Source organism: Pseudomonas bubulae (assembly GCF_037023725.1).
GTDB classification, from domain to species: domain Bacteria; phylum Pseudomonadota; class Gammaproteobacteria; order Pseudomonadales; family Pseudomonadaceae; genus Aquipseudomonas; species Aquipseudomonas bubulae.
Window position 1 is genome coordinate 3,549,522 of the sequence record NZ_CP146077.1, and the last position, 12,688, is coordinate 3,562,209.

General features: G+C 62.8%; 10 protein-coding genes. 3 read left to right on the plus strand and 7 right to left on the minus strand.

Features of this window, described 5'->3' with window-relative positions; translation table 11 throughout:
- Nucleotides 1-19: 19 nt before the first annotated feature.
- The 7 genes from V6L81_RS16180 to V6L81_RS16210 all read right to left on the minus strand — a co-directional run bounded on the left by V6L81_RS16180 (nucleotide 20) and on the right by V6L81_RS16210 (nucleotide 9,832).
- Nucleotides 20-1,051 carry a ferredoxin--NADP reductase gene (locus tag V6L81_RS16180; RefSeq protein ID WP_338660151.1) on the minus strand — a complete coding sequence of 344 codons (1,032 nt, stop codon included), beginning with the start codon at nucleotides 1,049-1,051 and terminating at the stop codon, nucleotides 20-22.
- 1 nt (nucleotide 1,052) lies between these two features.
- Nucleotides 1,053-1,814 carry an SDR family oxidoreductase gene (locus tag V6L81_RS16185; protein WP_095000076.1) on the minus strand — a complete coding sequence of 254 codons (762 nt, stop codon included), beginning with the start codon at nucleotides 1,812-1,814 and terminating at the stop codon, nucleotides 1,053-1,055.
- Entirely contained in the window at nucleotides 1,811-3,532 is a 1,722-nt protein-coding gene (locus tag V6L81_RS16190; RefSeq protein WP_095024614.1) for an FAD-binding protein, read from the minus strand. The genes V6L81_RS16185 and V6L81_RS16190 overlap by 4 nt, the downstream gene beginning before the upstream one ends.
- Complete coding sequence (locus tag V6L81_RS16195; protein ID WP_095023322.1) at nucleotides 3,529-5,274, minus strand: FAD-binding protein; 1,746 nt, start codon at nucleotides 5,272-5,274, stop codon at nucleotides 3,529-3,531. The genes V6L81_RS16190 and V6L81_RS16195 overlap by 4 nt, the downstream gene beginning before the upstream one ends.
- 56 nt (nucleotides 5,275-5,330) lie before the next feature.
- Nucleotides 5,331-6,518, minus strand: a complete 1,188-nt coding sequence (locus tag V6L81_RS16200) for an acyl-CoA dehydrogenase family protein (RefSeq protein ID WP_095000073.1) — start codon at nucleotides 6,516-6,518, stop codon at nucleotides 5,331-5,333.
- A gap of 219 nt (nucleotides 6,519-6,737) precedes the next feature.
- Nucleotides 6,738-8,303: an amidase gene (locus V6L81_RS16205; RefSeq protein WP_095000072.1), complete on the minus strand. Its 1,566-nt coding sequence runs from the start codon at nucleotides 8,301-8,303 to the stop codon at nucleotides 6,738-6,740.
- A gap of 92 nt (nucleotides 8,304-8,395) precedes the next feature.
- Nucleotides 8,396-9,832 carry a coniferyl aldehyde dehydrogenase gene (locus V6L81_RS16210; RefSeq protein WP_095000071.1) on the minus strand — a complete coding sequence of 479 codons (1,437 nt, stop codon included), beginning with the start codon at nucleotides 9,830-9,832 and terminating at the stop codon, nucleotides 8,396-8,398.
- Nucleotides 9,833-10,005: 173 nt separating this feature from the next.
- Here V6L81_RS16210 and V6L81_RS16215 point away from each other — a divergent pair, with 173 nt between their 5' ends.
- The 3 genes from V6L81_RS16215 to V6L81_RS16225 all read left to right on the plus strand — a co-directional run bounded on the left by V6L81_RS16215 (nucleotide 10,006) and on the right by V6L81_RS16225 (nucleotide 12,684).
- Nucleotides 10,006-10,986: a flavin reductase family protein gene (locus V6L81_RS16215; RefSeq protein ID WP_095000070.1), complete on the plus strand. Its 981-nt coding sequence runs from the start codon at nucleotides 10,006-10,008 to the stop codon at nucleotides 10,984-10,986.
- 30 nt (nucleotides 10,987-11,016) lie between these two features.
- Entirely contained in the window at nucleotides 11,017-11,790 is a 774-nt protein-coding gene (locus tag V6L81_RS16220; protein WP_338660152.1) for a glucose 1-dehydrogenase, read from the plus strand.
- 102 nt (nucleotides 11,791-11,892) lie between these two features.
- Entirely contained in the window at nucleotides 11,893-12,684 is a 792-nt protein-coding gene (locus tag V6L81_RS16225) for a fumarylacetoacetate hydrolase family protein (protein ID WP_095000068.1), read from the plus strand.
- The last annotated feature ends 4 nt before the right edge of the window (nucleotides 12,685-12,688 follow it).

Sequence of the window (12,688 nt, forward strand, 5' to 3'; positions counted from 1 at the left end):
CGGTCACTCGTCTGGCAGGTTATTCGGGAAAGCACACGCGCAGCTGTTCGCTGCTGGGCACCGCTTGGCACGCCAGCACCCAGCCGTCATTGAGTTCTTGTGGGTCCAGGGCATCATTGCGCAGCATTTCGACACTGCCGCGCTCAACCGTACACATGCAGGTTGCGCAGGAACCCACCAGGCAGGAGCTGGGCGGTTTCAGGCCGGCGCGATGCATGGCATTGAGCAGGGTTTCGCCTTCTGCACAGGGCACTTCGTACTCCTCCCCGTCCAGGCGCACCGACAGCTGGCTGCCGATCACATCGGTGTTGACCGGTGCCGGAGCGGCCACACTGCCCTCTTCCGGCAGCGAGACAAAACGCTCGACGTGGATGTGCCCGTGCTCCATGCCGATGTCGTGCAAGGCGCTGACGGCCGCATCCATAAACGGGCCGGGGCCACAGATATAAGCCTGGGCATGCACAAAAGGCTGTGCCATCTGCGCCAGTTGTGCCACCGCCGGTATGCCCTGGACCGAGTCCAGCCAGTGGATCACTTGCAATCGTTGCGGGTGGGCGCTGGCCAGGGCTTTAAGCTCGGCGGCAAAGATCACCGACGCTTCATCGCGATTGGCGTAAATCAGCAGGATCCGGCCTGTGCCGGCAATCAGCGCCGATCGCAGGATCGACAGCACCGGTGTGACCCCGCTACCACCGCCAAACAGCACAAAGTCATTGTCAAAATGCCGCGGTACAAATACCCCGGCCGGCGCCAGCACTTCCAGCTGGTCGCCCTCACGCAACTGCTCACACAGCCAGTTGGAGGCACGACCGTCACGTACTTGCTTGATGGTGACGCGCAGGGGCTCGTCCTCCAGCGGGGTGCTGGAGAGCGAATAACAGCGCGGCAACCAGCCGCCTTCAAAGGGCACGCGCAGGGTCAGAAACTGCCCTGACTTATAGGTGAACTGCTCACGCAAGGCCGCAGGGACATCGAACACCAGGGAACGGGAGTCCGCCGTTTCAGTCACAATTTGCGCTACGCGCAGGGAGAAATACGCCGGTTGGCTCATATCAGATACTCATCACAAACTGGCCGCTGTCGATCCGCAGCTCGATACCACTGATGGCGCGGGACTCGTCACTGGCCAAAAACAGCACGCTGGCGGCGACATCTTCGGGCAGGCACATGCGCCCCATGGGGTCGGCATCGATGGTCAGGCTCCACGGGTCGAGCCCGGCGGGCAAGCCCGCGGTGGTCATCGGTGTGAGGATGCCGTCAGGGTGCAGGGAATTGCAGCGAATGCGGTATTTGCGCCGGCGGCACAACACCGCCACGGTACGCGACAGGGCGGCGACGGCGCCTTTGGAGGCGCTGTAGGCAACGTAATCATCGCGTCCGGCCACCGCCGCAATCGAAGACATGTTGATAATGGAGCCGCCCTCGCTTTCTTTCATCAGGCTTATGGCGGCGCGACAACCCAGGAAGACACTGTCGGAGTTGATGCGCTGCACCCGTTGCCAATCACTATAGGCGGTATTTTCAATATCGCCCTTGAGCAGGATCCCGGCGTTGTTGAACAGGATATCCAGCCGCCCGTGGTGCTCGCGAACGGTGTCGATCACCCGCGTCCAATCTGCTTCGCTGCCCGCGTCATGCTCAATAAACAATGCTTGCGCACCGATCTCTTCAGCCAGGGCCAGGCCACCCGCCACATCGATATCGCTGATCACCACACGGGCACCTTCACGGGCGAGCAGCAGCGCCGTTGCCCTGCCCACGCCACTGGCCCCACCGGTAATCAACGCCACCTTGCCTGCAACACGTGCGCTCATAAGGTCACCCTTGCACTGTCTGTGGGAGCGAGCCTGCTCGCGATTGTTGTGCCAGGCTCGTTCCTGCCTGAGGCGGCAAGGCCGGCACGGCGCCCCGAAAACACGCAGTCGGCCAGGGACAAGCCACTGATATACAGGTGCGACGCCACACCGATGGCGGTGCGCCCGGCGCTGAACAGGCCGGCAATCGGCTGGCCATCGGTATCGAGTACAGCGCCGTTGCTTTCATCAACTTTAAGCCCGCCCAGGGTCAGCGCCCCCAGCGGAAAGATCGGGTTACCGACGCTGATATCGCAAGCGTAAAACGGCCCCTTATCCAACACCTGGCGGCTGCCTTCAGACTTGCCGAAAGCATCCGGCCCATCGCCCCGGGCACCGGCGTTGTAAGCGCGCAGGGCACCACTCAGCTCCCCCGCCTGCATGCCGCAAACGCTGGCCAACCGGTCCGGGTTGTCACCCTTGCGCACCTTGAGCAGCATCAAGGCCAGTGCCGGCAGGCTCTGGAACCACCAATAGCCACCGAACAGCGCCTGACGGATTGCCTGTTTGCGCAAACGCGCATCCAGCACCAGCCACGCCTGCCCGCCCTGCTCATCGCACAGCGGCTGGCCAAGGGTGGCGCCGTAGACCTCTTCGTTGCAAAAACGCTGGCCATTGCTGTTGACCACAATGCCCTTGGGCCAGCAGTGCGGCGGGTTGATAAAGCGCCAGGCCGACACCCGGCTCAACCGCTCGCTTCGGGCCCCCACCGACTGCCCCAGCAGCAGACCGCTGCCATCGCAACCGGTAGCGCCCACCTTGAAATTGCGCCTGAAGTTGGGCGCATGATCGCGAATCAGCCCGCGATTGAAGATAAAGCCCCCGGTGCTGAGGATAACCGCGCGCCGGGCCCGGATCAGCAACGGCTGGCCATGGTCACGCTCCAACTGGCTGACTTTGAGGCGCAGGCGGTCGCAGTAACCGGGGGCGAAGTTTTGCAGGCGCTCGGCCCGTGCCGCCAGGCGTGCATGCAAGCGCGCTTCGCGGCTGCCCTGGGGCAGGCGCCAGAACTCGGCACCCACCACCCGCCCGCTGGCATCCACCACCAGCCGACGTGCCGCCGATTGCAACAGCGGTTGCACCCCGGCCCGCAGACACGCGGCTTTGAGATGTCCATACAGCACCGCGCCACACTGGCCCTTGCCCACCGTACGATGGCCGCGGGGGGCCGGTGGCCGGGTGCCGGCATGGGAAGGCACCAGCTCATTGCCCGAGTAATACAAAAAATGGCCATCGGACGGGTATGAGGTCTTCCCTCCCGGCGGCACGCTATGGGCATAACGCGCGCCGTGGCTTTCAAGCCAGTCAAGATTGCTGACACTGTCATCGCAGAATTTTTGCAGGGTTGCGTCGCTGACCACGCCCTGGGTTTCGTGCTTGAGGTAGTCAAACATCGCTTGGATGCTGTCGGTGAAACCTGCGGCCTGTTGATGCCGGGTGCCGCCACCGGCGTAAACCACACCACCGCTTTTGGCACTGGCGCCACCGCCGGTAAAGCGGTCCGCCACAATCACCCTGGCGCCATTGCTGCTGGCCTCCAGCGCAGCGCAGGCACCCGCCGCCCCCCAACCTATTACCAGCACGTCGCAGGTGTCGTGCCAGTCCCCTGCACTCAGGCGCTCGGCCTGCAAGGGCGCGAGAATTTTGCTGTTGCTGGACGTATGCTGTGCTCGGCTCATGACAGTGCCCGCACCTTGCTGCTGGCCGTAGCCGGCACGCTGCTGGCGATATGATTGGCGGCGATATAACCAAAGGTCATGGCCGGGCCCAGGGTGCCACCGGCGCCCGGGTAGCTGGTGCCCATCACCGATGCCGAGCAATTGCCGATCGCATACAGGCCGGGGATCGGCTGGCCGTCCTCACGCACCACCTGGGCATGCTGGTTGGTCAGTAACCCGCCCTTGGTACCGATATCACCGGCATCCAGGCGCATGGCGTAGTACGGCCCCTTGCGCAACGGCGCCAGGCACGGGTTGGGTTTGATATTACTGTCGCCGTAGTAGCGATCGAAGACGTTGCCGCCGCGATCGAAGTCCAGGTCGACACCCGTTTGGGCGTAGCCATTGACCTTCTGCACGGTGCTGTCCAGCCCCTGCGCATCCACGCCGATCTGCATGGCCAGGGCTTCAAGGCTGTCGGCCTTCCAGTACACGGTGTTGAGCCACTCCTTGCGCAGCCGGCTGTCGGGCATCACCTGGGCCGGCATCAACGGGCCCATGGCGTAGTGGAAGCGAAAGTGCCCGTCGAAGATCACCCACGAAGGCACTGATCGGCCATCAGTCTTGCGATTGTCCTGATACATGGCGTCGACGAATTCCAGGTACGGCGCCGCTTCGTTGACGAAGCGCTGACCCAGGCTGTTGACCACAATAGCCCCCGGGAACGCCCGTTCGGCAAACACCCCGCGGGGTTTTTCTTCGCCGGGTACGGCAATGGTCGGTGCCCACCAGGCCCAGTCCATCAGCGCGGTGGCCGCGCCAATGTGCATGCCGGCCTCAAGCGCTGCCCCGGTATTGTTGCCCGGTGGCGTGGCGCTCCAGCTGGCACGGGTCGGCTGCGGCAGGAACTTCTCACGCAGCGTCTGGTTCTGTTCGAAACCGCCAGAGCCGAAAATCACGGCGCGACGGGCCTTGAGTTCAAGCACCTTGCCGCCGGTGGCGACCTTGATGCCGCACACCCGGTCACCGTCGAGCACCACATCCTGAAAGTCGGTGTTGAGCCACAGCGGCACGTTGCGGTCCATCAGTGAACGACGCAACGACGCCACCAGCGAACTGCCCAACGCAGCGCGGCGGTCGTACTTGCTTTTGCGCCGCCATTTGAAGTCGAGCTTGTAGCGCGCCATCAACTTGAAGATCAGCCATTGCCAGCCAAAGCTGCGCGCCATGGCCTTGTGCGCGTCGCGGGCCGTCCAGGCAATGCGCCCCATCAACAGGGTGGAGGGTGAAGGCTTGCGCAGGTTGGGCAGTTCTTCGGCCAGCAGGCTGGTGTCGAACAGCTCCGGGTCCAGGGTGCGACCACCCGGCAAGGCGCCGGGCAGTTGCGGGTAGTAATCGGGGTATTTGTCGGCCACCGCATAACGCACGTGGCTGTTGGCAGTGAGCTTTTTGATCATCGGCGCGGCGTGATCCAGATACGCCTTCAGGCGCACCGGGTCGCCATGCTCGCCGGTGGCCGCCTTGAGGTACTGCATCGACAGCTCGGGGCTGTCCTGCCCGCCGAGCGCGGCAAAGTAGTGGTTGTTGGGGATCCAGATACCGCCACCGGAAATCGCCGAAGTGCCACCGTATTTATCGCTTTTTTCGACAATCAGGACCGACAGGCCCTGATCAGCCGCAAACAGGGCTGAGGTCATGGCGCCGGCGCCGGAGCCGACAACAATTACGTCATAGCTGGACTGAGACTGATCGTGAGCCGTCATTATTGTTATGCCTTGCGCTGAGGTCAGAGGTGTTTTGCCGGATGTAGATCAGCCGATCACACAAACGGATCCGCGTTGGGCAGGCCCAATTGCACCAGGCCGTAACTGCGCCGGTAAGCCGCCTCGTTATTGGCGATATGCCCGCGAGCCTGATGCAGGTCACGGAAGAAGCGCGCCACCGGGTTGGTGTTGTACAAGCCCGATGCGGCCATGCAGCGCAGCAGGTCACTGACCCGGTCGGCGCACACATTGGTCACATGGGAAGACTGGTAGCGATACAGCAAGCGGGTTTCCACATCCGGGTATTCCCCGGCGGCGGCCAGCGCCATCAGGTTGGCGTAGTTGCGCATCAGCACCAGTTTGAGCGAGTCGACGGTGATGATGGCTTCGGCCACGGCAGCCTGGGCGGCCGGGTCTTCGGCGGTTTTGGCGCCATGCTTGCCGATGTGCTTGGCCGCGTTGTCACGGAACTCGTTGATCGCGCCTTGCAGGGCGCCGAGGGCCGAGGTAGAGACGGCACGGGCAAACACCTGGGCAAACGGGATGGCGTACATCGGGTTGGTGTTGACCAGCCGCCCCGGTGTGGCTTCGATGCCGTAATTGTTGGTGCGCTGTACTCGATGGGCCGGCACAAAAGCGTCTTCAACGACGATATCGTGGCTGCCGCTGCCGCGCAGCCCCAACACGTCCCAGTTCTGCTCGATACGGTAGTCGCTGGCCGGGATCAGAAAGGTGCCGTGTTCGGTAGGGCCGGTTTCATCTTGCGGCACGATGCCGCCAAGCAGACACCACTGCGCATGCTGGCTGCCACTGGAGAAGCCCCAGCGCCCGCTGACCTGATAGCCGCCCTTGACCGGCGTGACCTTGGCCACGGGCATATAGGTCGAGGCCACCAGCACCGAGCTGTCCTCGCCCCACACATCACGCTGCGCCTCTACCGGGTAACGCGCCAGTTGCCACGGATGCACACCCACTACGCCATAAACCCAGGCGGTGGACATGCAGCCTTCGGCCAGGGTCATCTGGATTTCAAAAAAGGTGCGCAAGTCGATTTCATGGCCGCCCCACTTTTTCGGTTGCAGGGCACGAAACAGCCCGGCTTCCTGCATTTCGCGAACGGTTTCGTCAGGTAGCTTGCAGTCCTTGTCCGCCTGGGCTGAACGGCTTTTAAGCGCAGGTATCAAATTGCGCGCGCGTTGCAGCAGCTCAAGCTCAATCGGACTTTTCTCTCGTATCTGATCCATCCGTGTGTTCTCCGTCAGTCTCTCGCTGCGCGAATGCGCGGGCGGTGTGTGACGAATAATCCCGCCAGCGGGGTTGTGGATCATCGTCAAAGCGGACTAGTCGGGATATCGGGTGAAGGCTGGCCCTCACCCCAACCCTCTGCCAAAGGCAGAGGGAGCTAGCCGCAGGGCAAACGCCAATCAATCCCCTCTCCCTGAGGGAGAGGGTCAGGGCGCTTTTTAAACCACCGGTAACTTCGCAAAAGGCCGATCCTGCTCGATCTGCGCGCCCAAACGCAGCAACACGTCTTCACCGCCCAATGGCGCGGTGAACATCATGCCGATGGGCAGGCCGTTGTCGCTCATGCCCACCGGCAACGACAGCGCCGGCTGCCCGCTGACGTTGGCCAGCACGGTAAAGGCCGCGCTGCCCATGGCGTTGTGGGCATAGCTGTCCCACGGCTGGTTCAGGCTCAGCAGGCCCAGGTCCGGGGTAATGTTGGCTGTTACCGGCGACAGGATCACGTCGTACTTCTGGAACTGCTCTTCCATATAACCGCCAATACTTTCGAACGACTGCCGCGCCCGGTACAGACCCTCTCCAGTGACTTTTTGGGCATTGCCCAGTACCACCTGAGTGATGCGTTCATAGTCATCGGCCGTGGCGCTGCGCCCCAGCACTTGCTCGCGATCGTGCACCATGGTCAGCAAGGCATCGCCAACCACCGAGCCGTGGGCTCCGAACAACTGCCGCGGGTCGATGCTCAGGCGCAATTCTTCAACTTCATGGCCCTGGGTGGCCAGGCGTTTGGCAGTGTCGTCCAGCACCCTGACCACCGCCGGGTCCAGCGGCGAGCCGGTCAACGAGTCACGCACCACACCGATACGCAGACGGCCCGGTGCAGTGCGCAGCTCTTCAACGTAAGGACGTACCAGCGGTTTTGCCCAATACGGGCTGCCCGCCTCATGTCCCTGCCCCACGTCCATAAACAGCGCCATATCGCGCATATTGCGCGACACCACGTTGCCCACGCTGGCACCGAACCAACCCTCGTACTTGCCCGGGCCGCTTGGTGTGCGGTAACGCGTCGGCTTGAGCCCGACCAGCCCGCAATAAGACGCCGGAATGCGGATCGAGCCGCCACCGTCGGTGGCATGGGCCACCGGCACAATACCTGCGGCAACCGCCGAAGCAGCTCCGCCGGACGAGCCGCCGGCGCTTTTGGCCAGGTTCCAGGGGTTGCGGGTCTGGCCCCACAGCAGGGATTCGGTGGTGGTGGTCAGGCCGAATTCCGGGCAGGTGGTCTTGCCAAACGGCACGGCCCCGGCTGCCTGATAGCGGTCAATCAGGGTACTGGTGTGGGGCGCTGGTGGCGCGTCCTTGTACAACCTGCTGCCATTGGTGGTGCGGGTACCTTGCAGGTAGGTGTTGAGGTCCTTGATCAGGATCGGCACCCCGGCCAGTGCGCCGGTATTCGCAGTCCCGCTGGCACTGCGGGCCTTGAGCAGTGCCTGGGCGTAGTCGTCATGGCGCATATTGACGGCATTGACCTTGGGGTTGACGGCATCACAGCGGGCCATGGCCGCTGCCAGCAGAGCGTGCGGGCTGAGTTCGCCCTTTTGTACGGCGCGGGCCATGTCGGTGGCATCCATTGCCAGGTACTCGGCGGGCGAAATGGCGGTGCCTTCAGCGGCATTGGCAAAACGCCCCAGCAGCCCGGCACCCACGGCCAGGGCGCCCGCTTTGAGGACGTGACGACGGGGCCAGCCAGTGGATTGTTCAGGTGTTTCGGCAGGGTTTTGCAAGGTCAATCTCCAGAGCAAATCTTGTTTTTATTTAAAGAGCAACGCCCCTTGTGGGAGCGAGCCTGCTCGCTCCCACAAGGGCATTTCGGGTTTCAGTCGGCGGTGACCATCGCCTGCATGGCGGGTAAAAAGTGCTCGCCATAAGGCGGCAACAGGCCCCACTCGCGGCGCGGGTCGTGGGCCGCAGCCTTGTACACGGTGCGCATATGGCTGAACTCCAGGAACCCTTCGCGGCCGTGGTAATGGCCCATGCCCGAGGCGCCAATACCGCCAAAAGGCGCATCGTGCAAAGCCGCATGCATCATCACGTCGTTGATGCTGACCCCACCGGAAATCGTGTTTTGCAGCACATGACGCTGCTCTTCTTCACTTTGCCCGAAGTAGTACAGCGCCAGCGGGCGCTCGCGTGAATGGATATCGGCCAGCGCACGGTCAAGCTGCTCATAGGGCAACAGCACCAGTGCCGGACCGAAAATTTCTTCTTGCAGGATCAGGCTGTCGCGGGGCGGATTGATCACCACCTGCAACGGTCGCCTGCGTGTGAGCGCGTCAACCTCAAGAGCCCGAGGGAAGCGCTCGACACGCGCGCCACGCTGGCGGGCGTCCTGCACATAGCCTTCGATACGCTGCAGATGCCGGTCGTTGACCACCGCAACCACGTCAGGATTGGCGTCGGTGGCGGGCAACAGCTCACTGTAGGCCGCGCCCAGCAGGCCAAGGAAATCTTCCATCTGTTCGCGGGGCACATACACCACGTCCGGGTTGATGCAGATTTGCCCGCCGTTATTGGCCTTGGCCACGGCAATGCTGAAGGCCGCCTTGGCCAGGTCGGCACTGCGGGAAATAATCACTGGCGACTTGCCGCCCAGCTCCAGGGTCAACGGCACCAGGTGTTGCGCCGCATTGCGCATCACCGAGCGGGCCACCGCAGTGCTGCCGGTAAACACCAGATGGTCGAAGGCTTGCGCAGTAAACACTTGCGCCAGTTCGGCGTCGCCGGTGACCACGGCGATTTCCAGCGGATCGAACAGCTCGGCAAAAGCCCCGGCAAGCACATCGGCGGTACGCGGCACCACTTCAGAGGGCTTGAGAATCGCCCGGTTACCCGCCGCCAGCACGCAGGCCAGGGGGCTGAGCAAGGTGAACAGCGGCGCATTCCAGGTGCCGAGAATGCCGATACTGCCCTTGGGCTGGTGCATCACCCAGGCCTTGGCGCCCAACTGGTCATAGGGCGCAAACACCTGGCGCGGCTCGTCTGCAACCCAGTGCTCGAGATGGTCGCGGGCGTATTTGAGCGAGGCCAGGGAACCCAGCACGTCATTCATCAACGAAAAGCCCTGGGGCCTGCCGCCAAAGTCGGCATCCATGGCCTCGACCAGCGGCTGCTGGAAGCGCACCAGCAACTCGATCACCCGCTGGATGCGCTCCCGACGCAGCTCGGCACTGACGTGGCCTGCGCCGACAAAGGCTTTTTTCTGCGCCGCCAACAGGCTGGTCAGCTGTTCTGGAGCAGTGCTGCTGAACGTCATGGATAAGTCCTCTGATACACCGGTTCGATCAACCGACGCTAGCGAACTGCGCCCCGCAATGCCTCGTCCGATCGGACGATAATCGGCCATATCCGTTAGTCCATTAAGACGATGTAGCCCCCGCAAGCCAGGGGAATACTGCCAGCACGAAAATTCAATCCATGAGGTTCGTCATGGCAGTGCAAAGCAGTTTTGACCCGCAGGCATTCCGTACCGCGCTGGGCACCTTCACCACCGGGGTGACGATCATCACCACCCAGGCCGAAGATGGCTCGCCCATTGGCATTACGGCCAACAGTTTCAACTCGGTATCGCTCAACCCGCCGCTGGTGCTGTGGAGCCTGGCCAAGTCCGCCCGCAGCCTGCCGGTATTCAGTGCCGGTTCGCACTGGAACGTGCATGTACTGTCGACAGAGCAGGAGCCGCTTTCCGGGCGCTTTGCCATGCAGGGCGAGAACAAGTTTGCTGAAATCGAGCTCGATAACGGCATCAGCCCCGCGCCGCTTCTGCAGGACTGCACCGCGAGGTTTCAGTGCCGCACGGCCTTTCAGTATGAAGGCGGCGACCATGTGATTTTCGTCGGGGAAGTACTCGCCTTCGATCACAGTGACCGTGCACCGCTGGCCTTTCAAAGTGGCCAATATGCCCTGGCAACCCGCAAGCCGCGCAGCGAGCTGCGCCTGGCGACCACCCCGCCACCGCCGGAATGCAGCTACACCGAAGACCTGCTCGGTTACTTGCTGGGCCGCGCCCATTATCAGTTGCTCGACGCCCTGCATCGCCTGCTGAGCAACCAGCAACTGGACGAACATGCCTTTTTTATCCTGTCAGTGCTGTGTATTCGCGACAACCTGACCCTGGATGAAATCAATCACTTCGTCAGCTATACCGGGCATGTGGTAAGCGTGGCAAGCATGCGCTTTCTTGAAAAGCAGAACCTGGTCGCCCTCGAAGGCAGCCAGCAGGCGCCACGCTATGTGCTGACCGCCACCGGCCGCGAGGCCTCGCTGCAACAGGTGGCGCTGGCCAAGGCGGTGGAAGAGAACGTGTCGGCCCGTCTCGCTCCCGGTGATGCCCAGGCGCTCAAGGTGCTGCTCAAGCGCCTGATTGCCGCCAGTGATCCGGGCTTGCCCGACCTGTGGGCGCCCCGCTAGCTTTCTACCTAAAAAGGAAAAGGACTTTTTATGAATATTATTCAGCGCTTCAACCTGACCGGCAGCGTGGCGGTGATCACCGGCGGCGGCCGCGGCATCGGGCGCGGCATCGCCCTGGCCTATGCTGAAGCAGGCGCCGACGTGGTTCTGGCTGCCCGCACCCTGGCCGACGTTGAAGCCGTAGCCGAAGAAGTACGCAGCCTCGGCCGTCGGGCCATGGCCCTGAGCTGCGACGTCAATGACAGCGAACAGCGCAGCGCTCTGGTCACCCAAGCCCGCGAACAGATGGGCCGCATCACCCACCTGGTAAACAATGCTGGCGGCGCCGGGCCCAACGACCCGTTGACCCTGAGCGTGGAGCGTTTTGAAGAAATCATGCGCTTCAACGTGTCTTCGGCCTATCACCTGAGCCAGCTGTGCGTGCCGCATATGCGCGAAGCCGGCAGCGGCAACATCATCAATATCACCTCGGGCGCGGCGCGTTATGCGCAAACCCAATTCAGCGCCTACGGCACCGCCAAGGCCGCGCTGAGCCATATGACCCGCCTGCTGGCCCAGGACTTTGCGCCGCAGGTACGGGTCAACGGCATTGCTCCCGGCCCGGTACTGACTGCCGCCCTCAATGGCGTACTGCCGGTGGCCATGCGCGACGGCATGATCAAGGCCACGCCGCTGCAAAGCCTGGGCGAAGTTGAAGATATCGCGGCTGCAGCGCTGTACCTGGCCAGCCCGGCTTCACGCTGGGTCACCGGCAAGATCCTGGAAGTAGACGGCGGCGCCGAATCGAGCGTCTGGCCGGGTTGAGCCACCATCAAACCGTGGGAGCGAGCCTGCTCGCGAAGAAGTTTCGCGAGCAGGCTCGCTCCCACAAGAGGATTTTCTGCATAGCCTCCCGAGAGCCAATTTATGGACACACAGTTGATTGAAGCCCTGGGCGACGAGTTGTTTCACGCCCTGCTGGAGCGGCGCAGCCTTGAGCCATTGACCGCCCGTTACCCGGATCTGACCCTGGACACGGCCTACCGCATCTCCCTGCGTTTCTTGCAACGCCGCCAGGCGCTGGGCGAGCAGGTGGTCGGCAAAAAAATTGGCGTTACCAGCCGTGCCGTGCAGGACATGCTTGATGTGCACCAGCCCGATTTCGGCTTCTTGACCGACCGCATGCAAGTCGCCGACAACAGCGATGTGAGCTTTGCCGCCCACCACCTGGTGCAGCCACGGGCTGAAGGCGAAATCGCCTTTATCCTCGGCGAAGACCTGCACGGCCCCGGCATCACCGCCGAAGACGTAATGGCAGCCAGCCAATGGGTGGTGCCGTGTTTCGAAATTGTCGACTCGCGCATTGCCGACTGGAAAATCCGCATTCAGGACACCGTGGCCGACAACGCTTCCTGCGGTGTGTTCGCCCTGGGCGAACAGCGCATCAACCCGCGCGAGCTGGATCTGGCCAAGGTCGAGTTGCACTTGCTGAAAAACGGCCAGCCCGCCGGTCATGGTTTTGGCTCGGCGGTACAGGGCCACCCCTGCGAGGCCGTGGCCTGGCTGGCCAATACCCTGGGCAAGTTCGACATCCCGTTTCGCAAGGGCGAAATCATCCTTTCCGGCGCACTGGCGCCGCTGGTTCCGGTACAACCCGGCGATGAGGTCAGCCTGACTCTCAGCGGCCTGGGCTCTGCCAACCTGCGCTTTGTGCCCTAACCCC

What these genes read in the sequence shown, in the direction of transcription:
- V6L81_RS16190 (WP_095024614.1), bottom strand. Translation starts at nt 3,532, where the DNA reads ATGAGCCGAGCACAGCATACGTCCAGCAACAGCAAAATTCTCGCGCCC.
- V6L81_RS16185 (WP_095000076.1), bottom strand. Translation starts at nt 1,814, where the DNA reads ATGAGCGCACGTGTTGCAGGCAAGGTGGCGTTGATTACCGGTGGGGCC.
- V6L81_RS16195 (WP_095023322.1), bottom strand. Translation starts at nt 5,274, where the DNA reads ATGACGGCTCACGATCAGTCTCAGTCCAGCTATGACGTAATTGTTGTC.
- V6L81_RS16180 (WP_338660151.1), bottom strand. Translation starts at nt 1,051, where the DNA reads ATGAGCCAACCGGCGTATTTCTCCCTGCGCGTAGCGCAAATTGTGACT.
- V6L81_RS16225 (WP_095000068.1), top strand. Translation starts at nt 11,893, where the DNA reads ATGGACACACAGTTGATTGAAGCCCTGGGCGACGAGTTGTTTCACGCC.
- V6L81_RS16215 (WP_095000070.1), top strand. Translation starts at nt 10,006, where the DNA reads ATGGCAGTGCAAAGCAGTTTTGACCCGCAGGCATTCCGTACCGCGCTG.
- V6L81_RS16200 (WP_095000073.1), bottom strand. Translation starts at nt 6,518, where the DNA reads ATGGATCAGATACGAGAGAAAAGTCCGATTGAGCTTGAGCTGCTGCAA.
- V6L81_RS16220 (WP_338660152.1), top strand. Translation starts at nt 11,017, where the DNA reads ATGAATATTATTCAGCGCTTCAACCTGACCGGCAGCGTGGCGGTGATC.
- V6L81_RS16210 (WP_095000071.1), bottom strand. Translation starts at nt 9,832, where the DNA reads ATGACGTTCAGCAGCACTGCTCCAGAACAGCTGACCAGCCTGTTGGCG.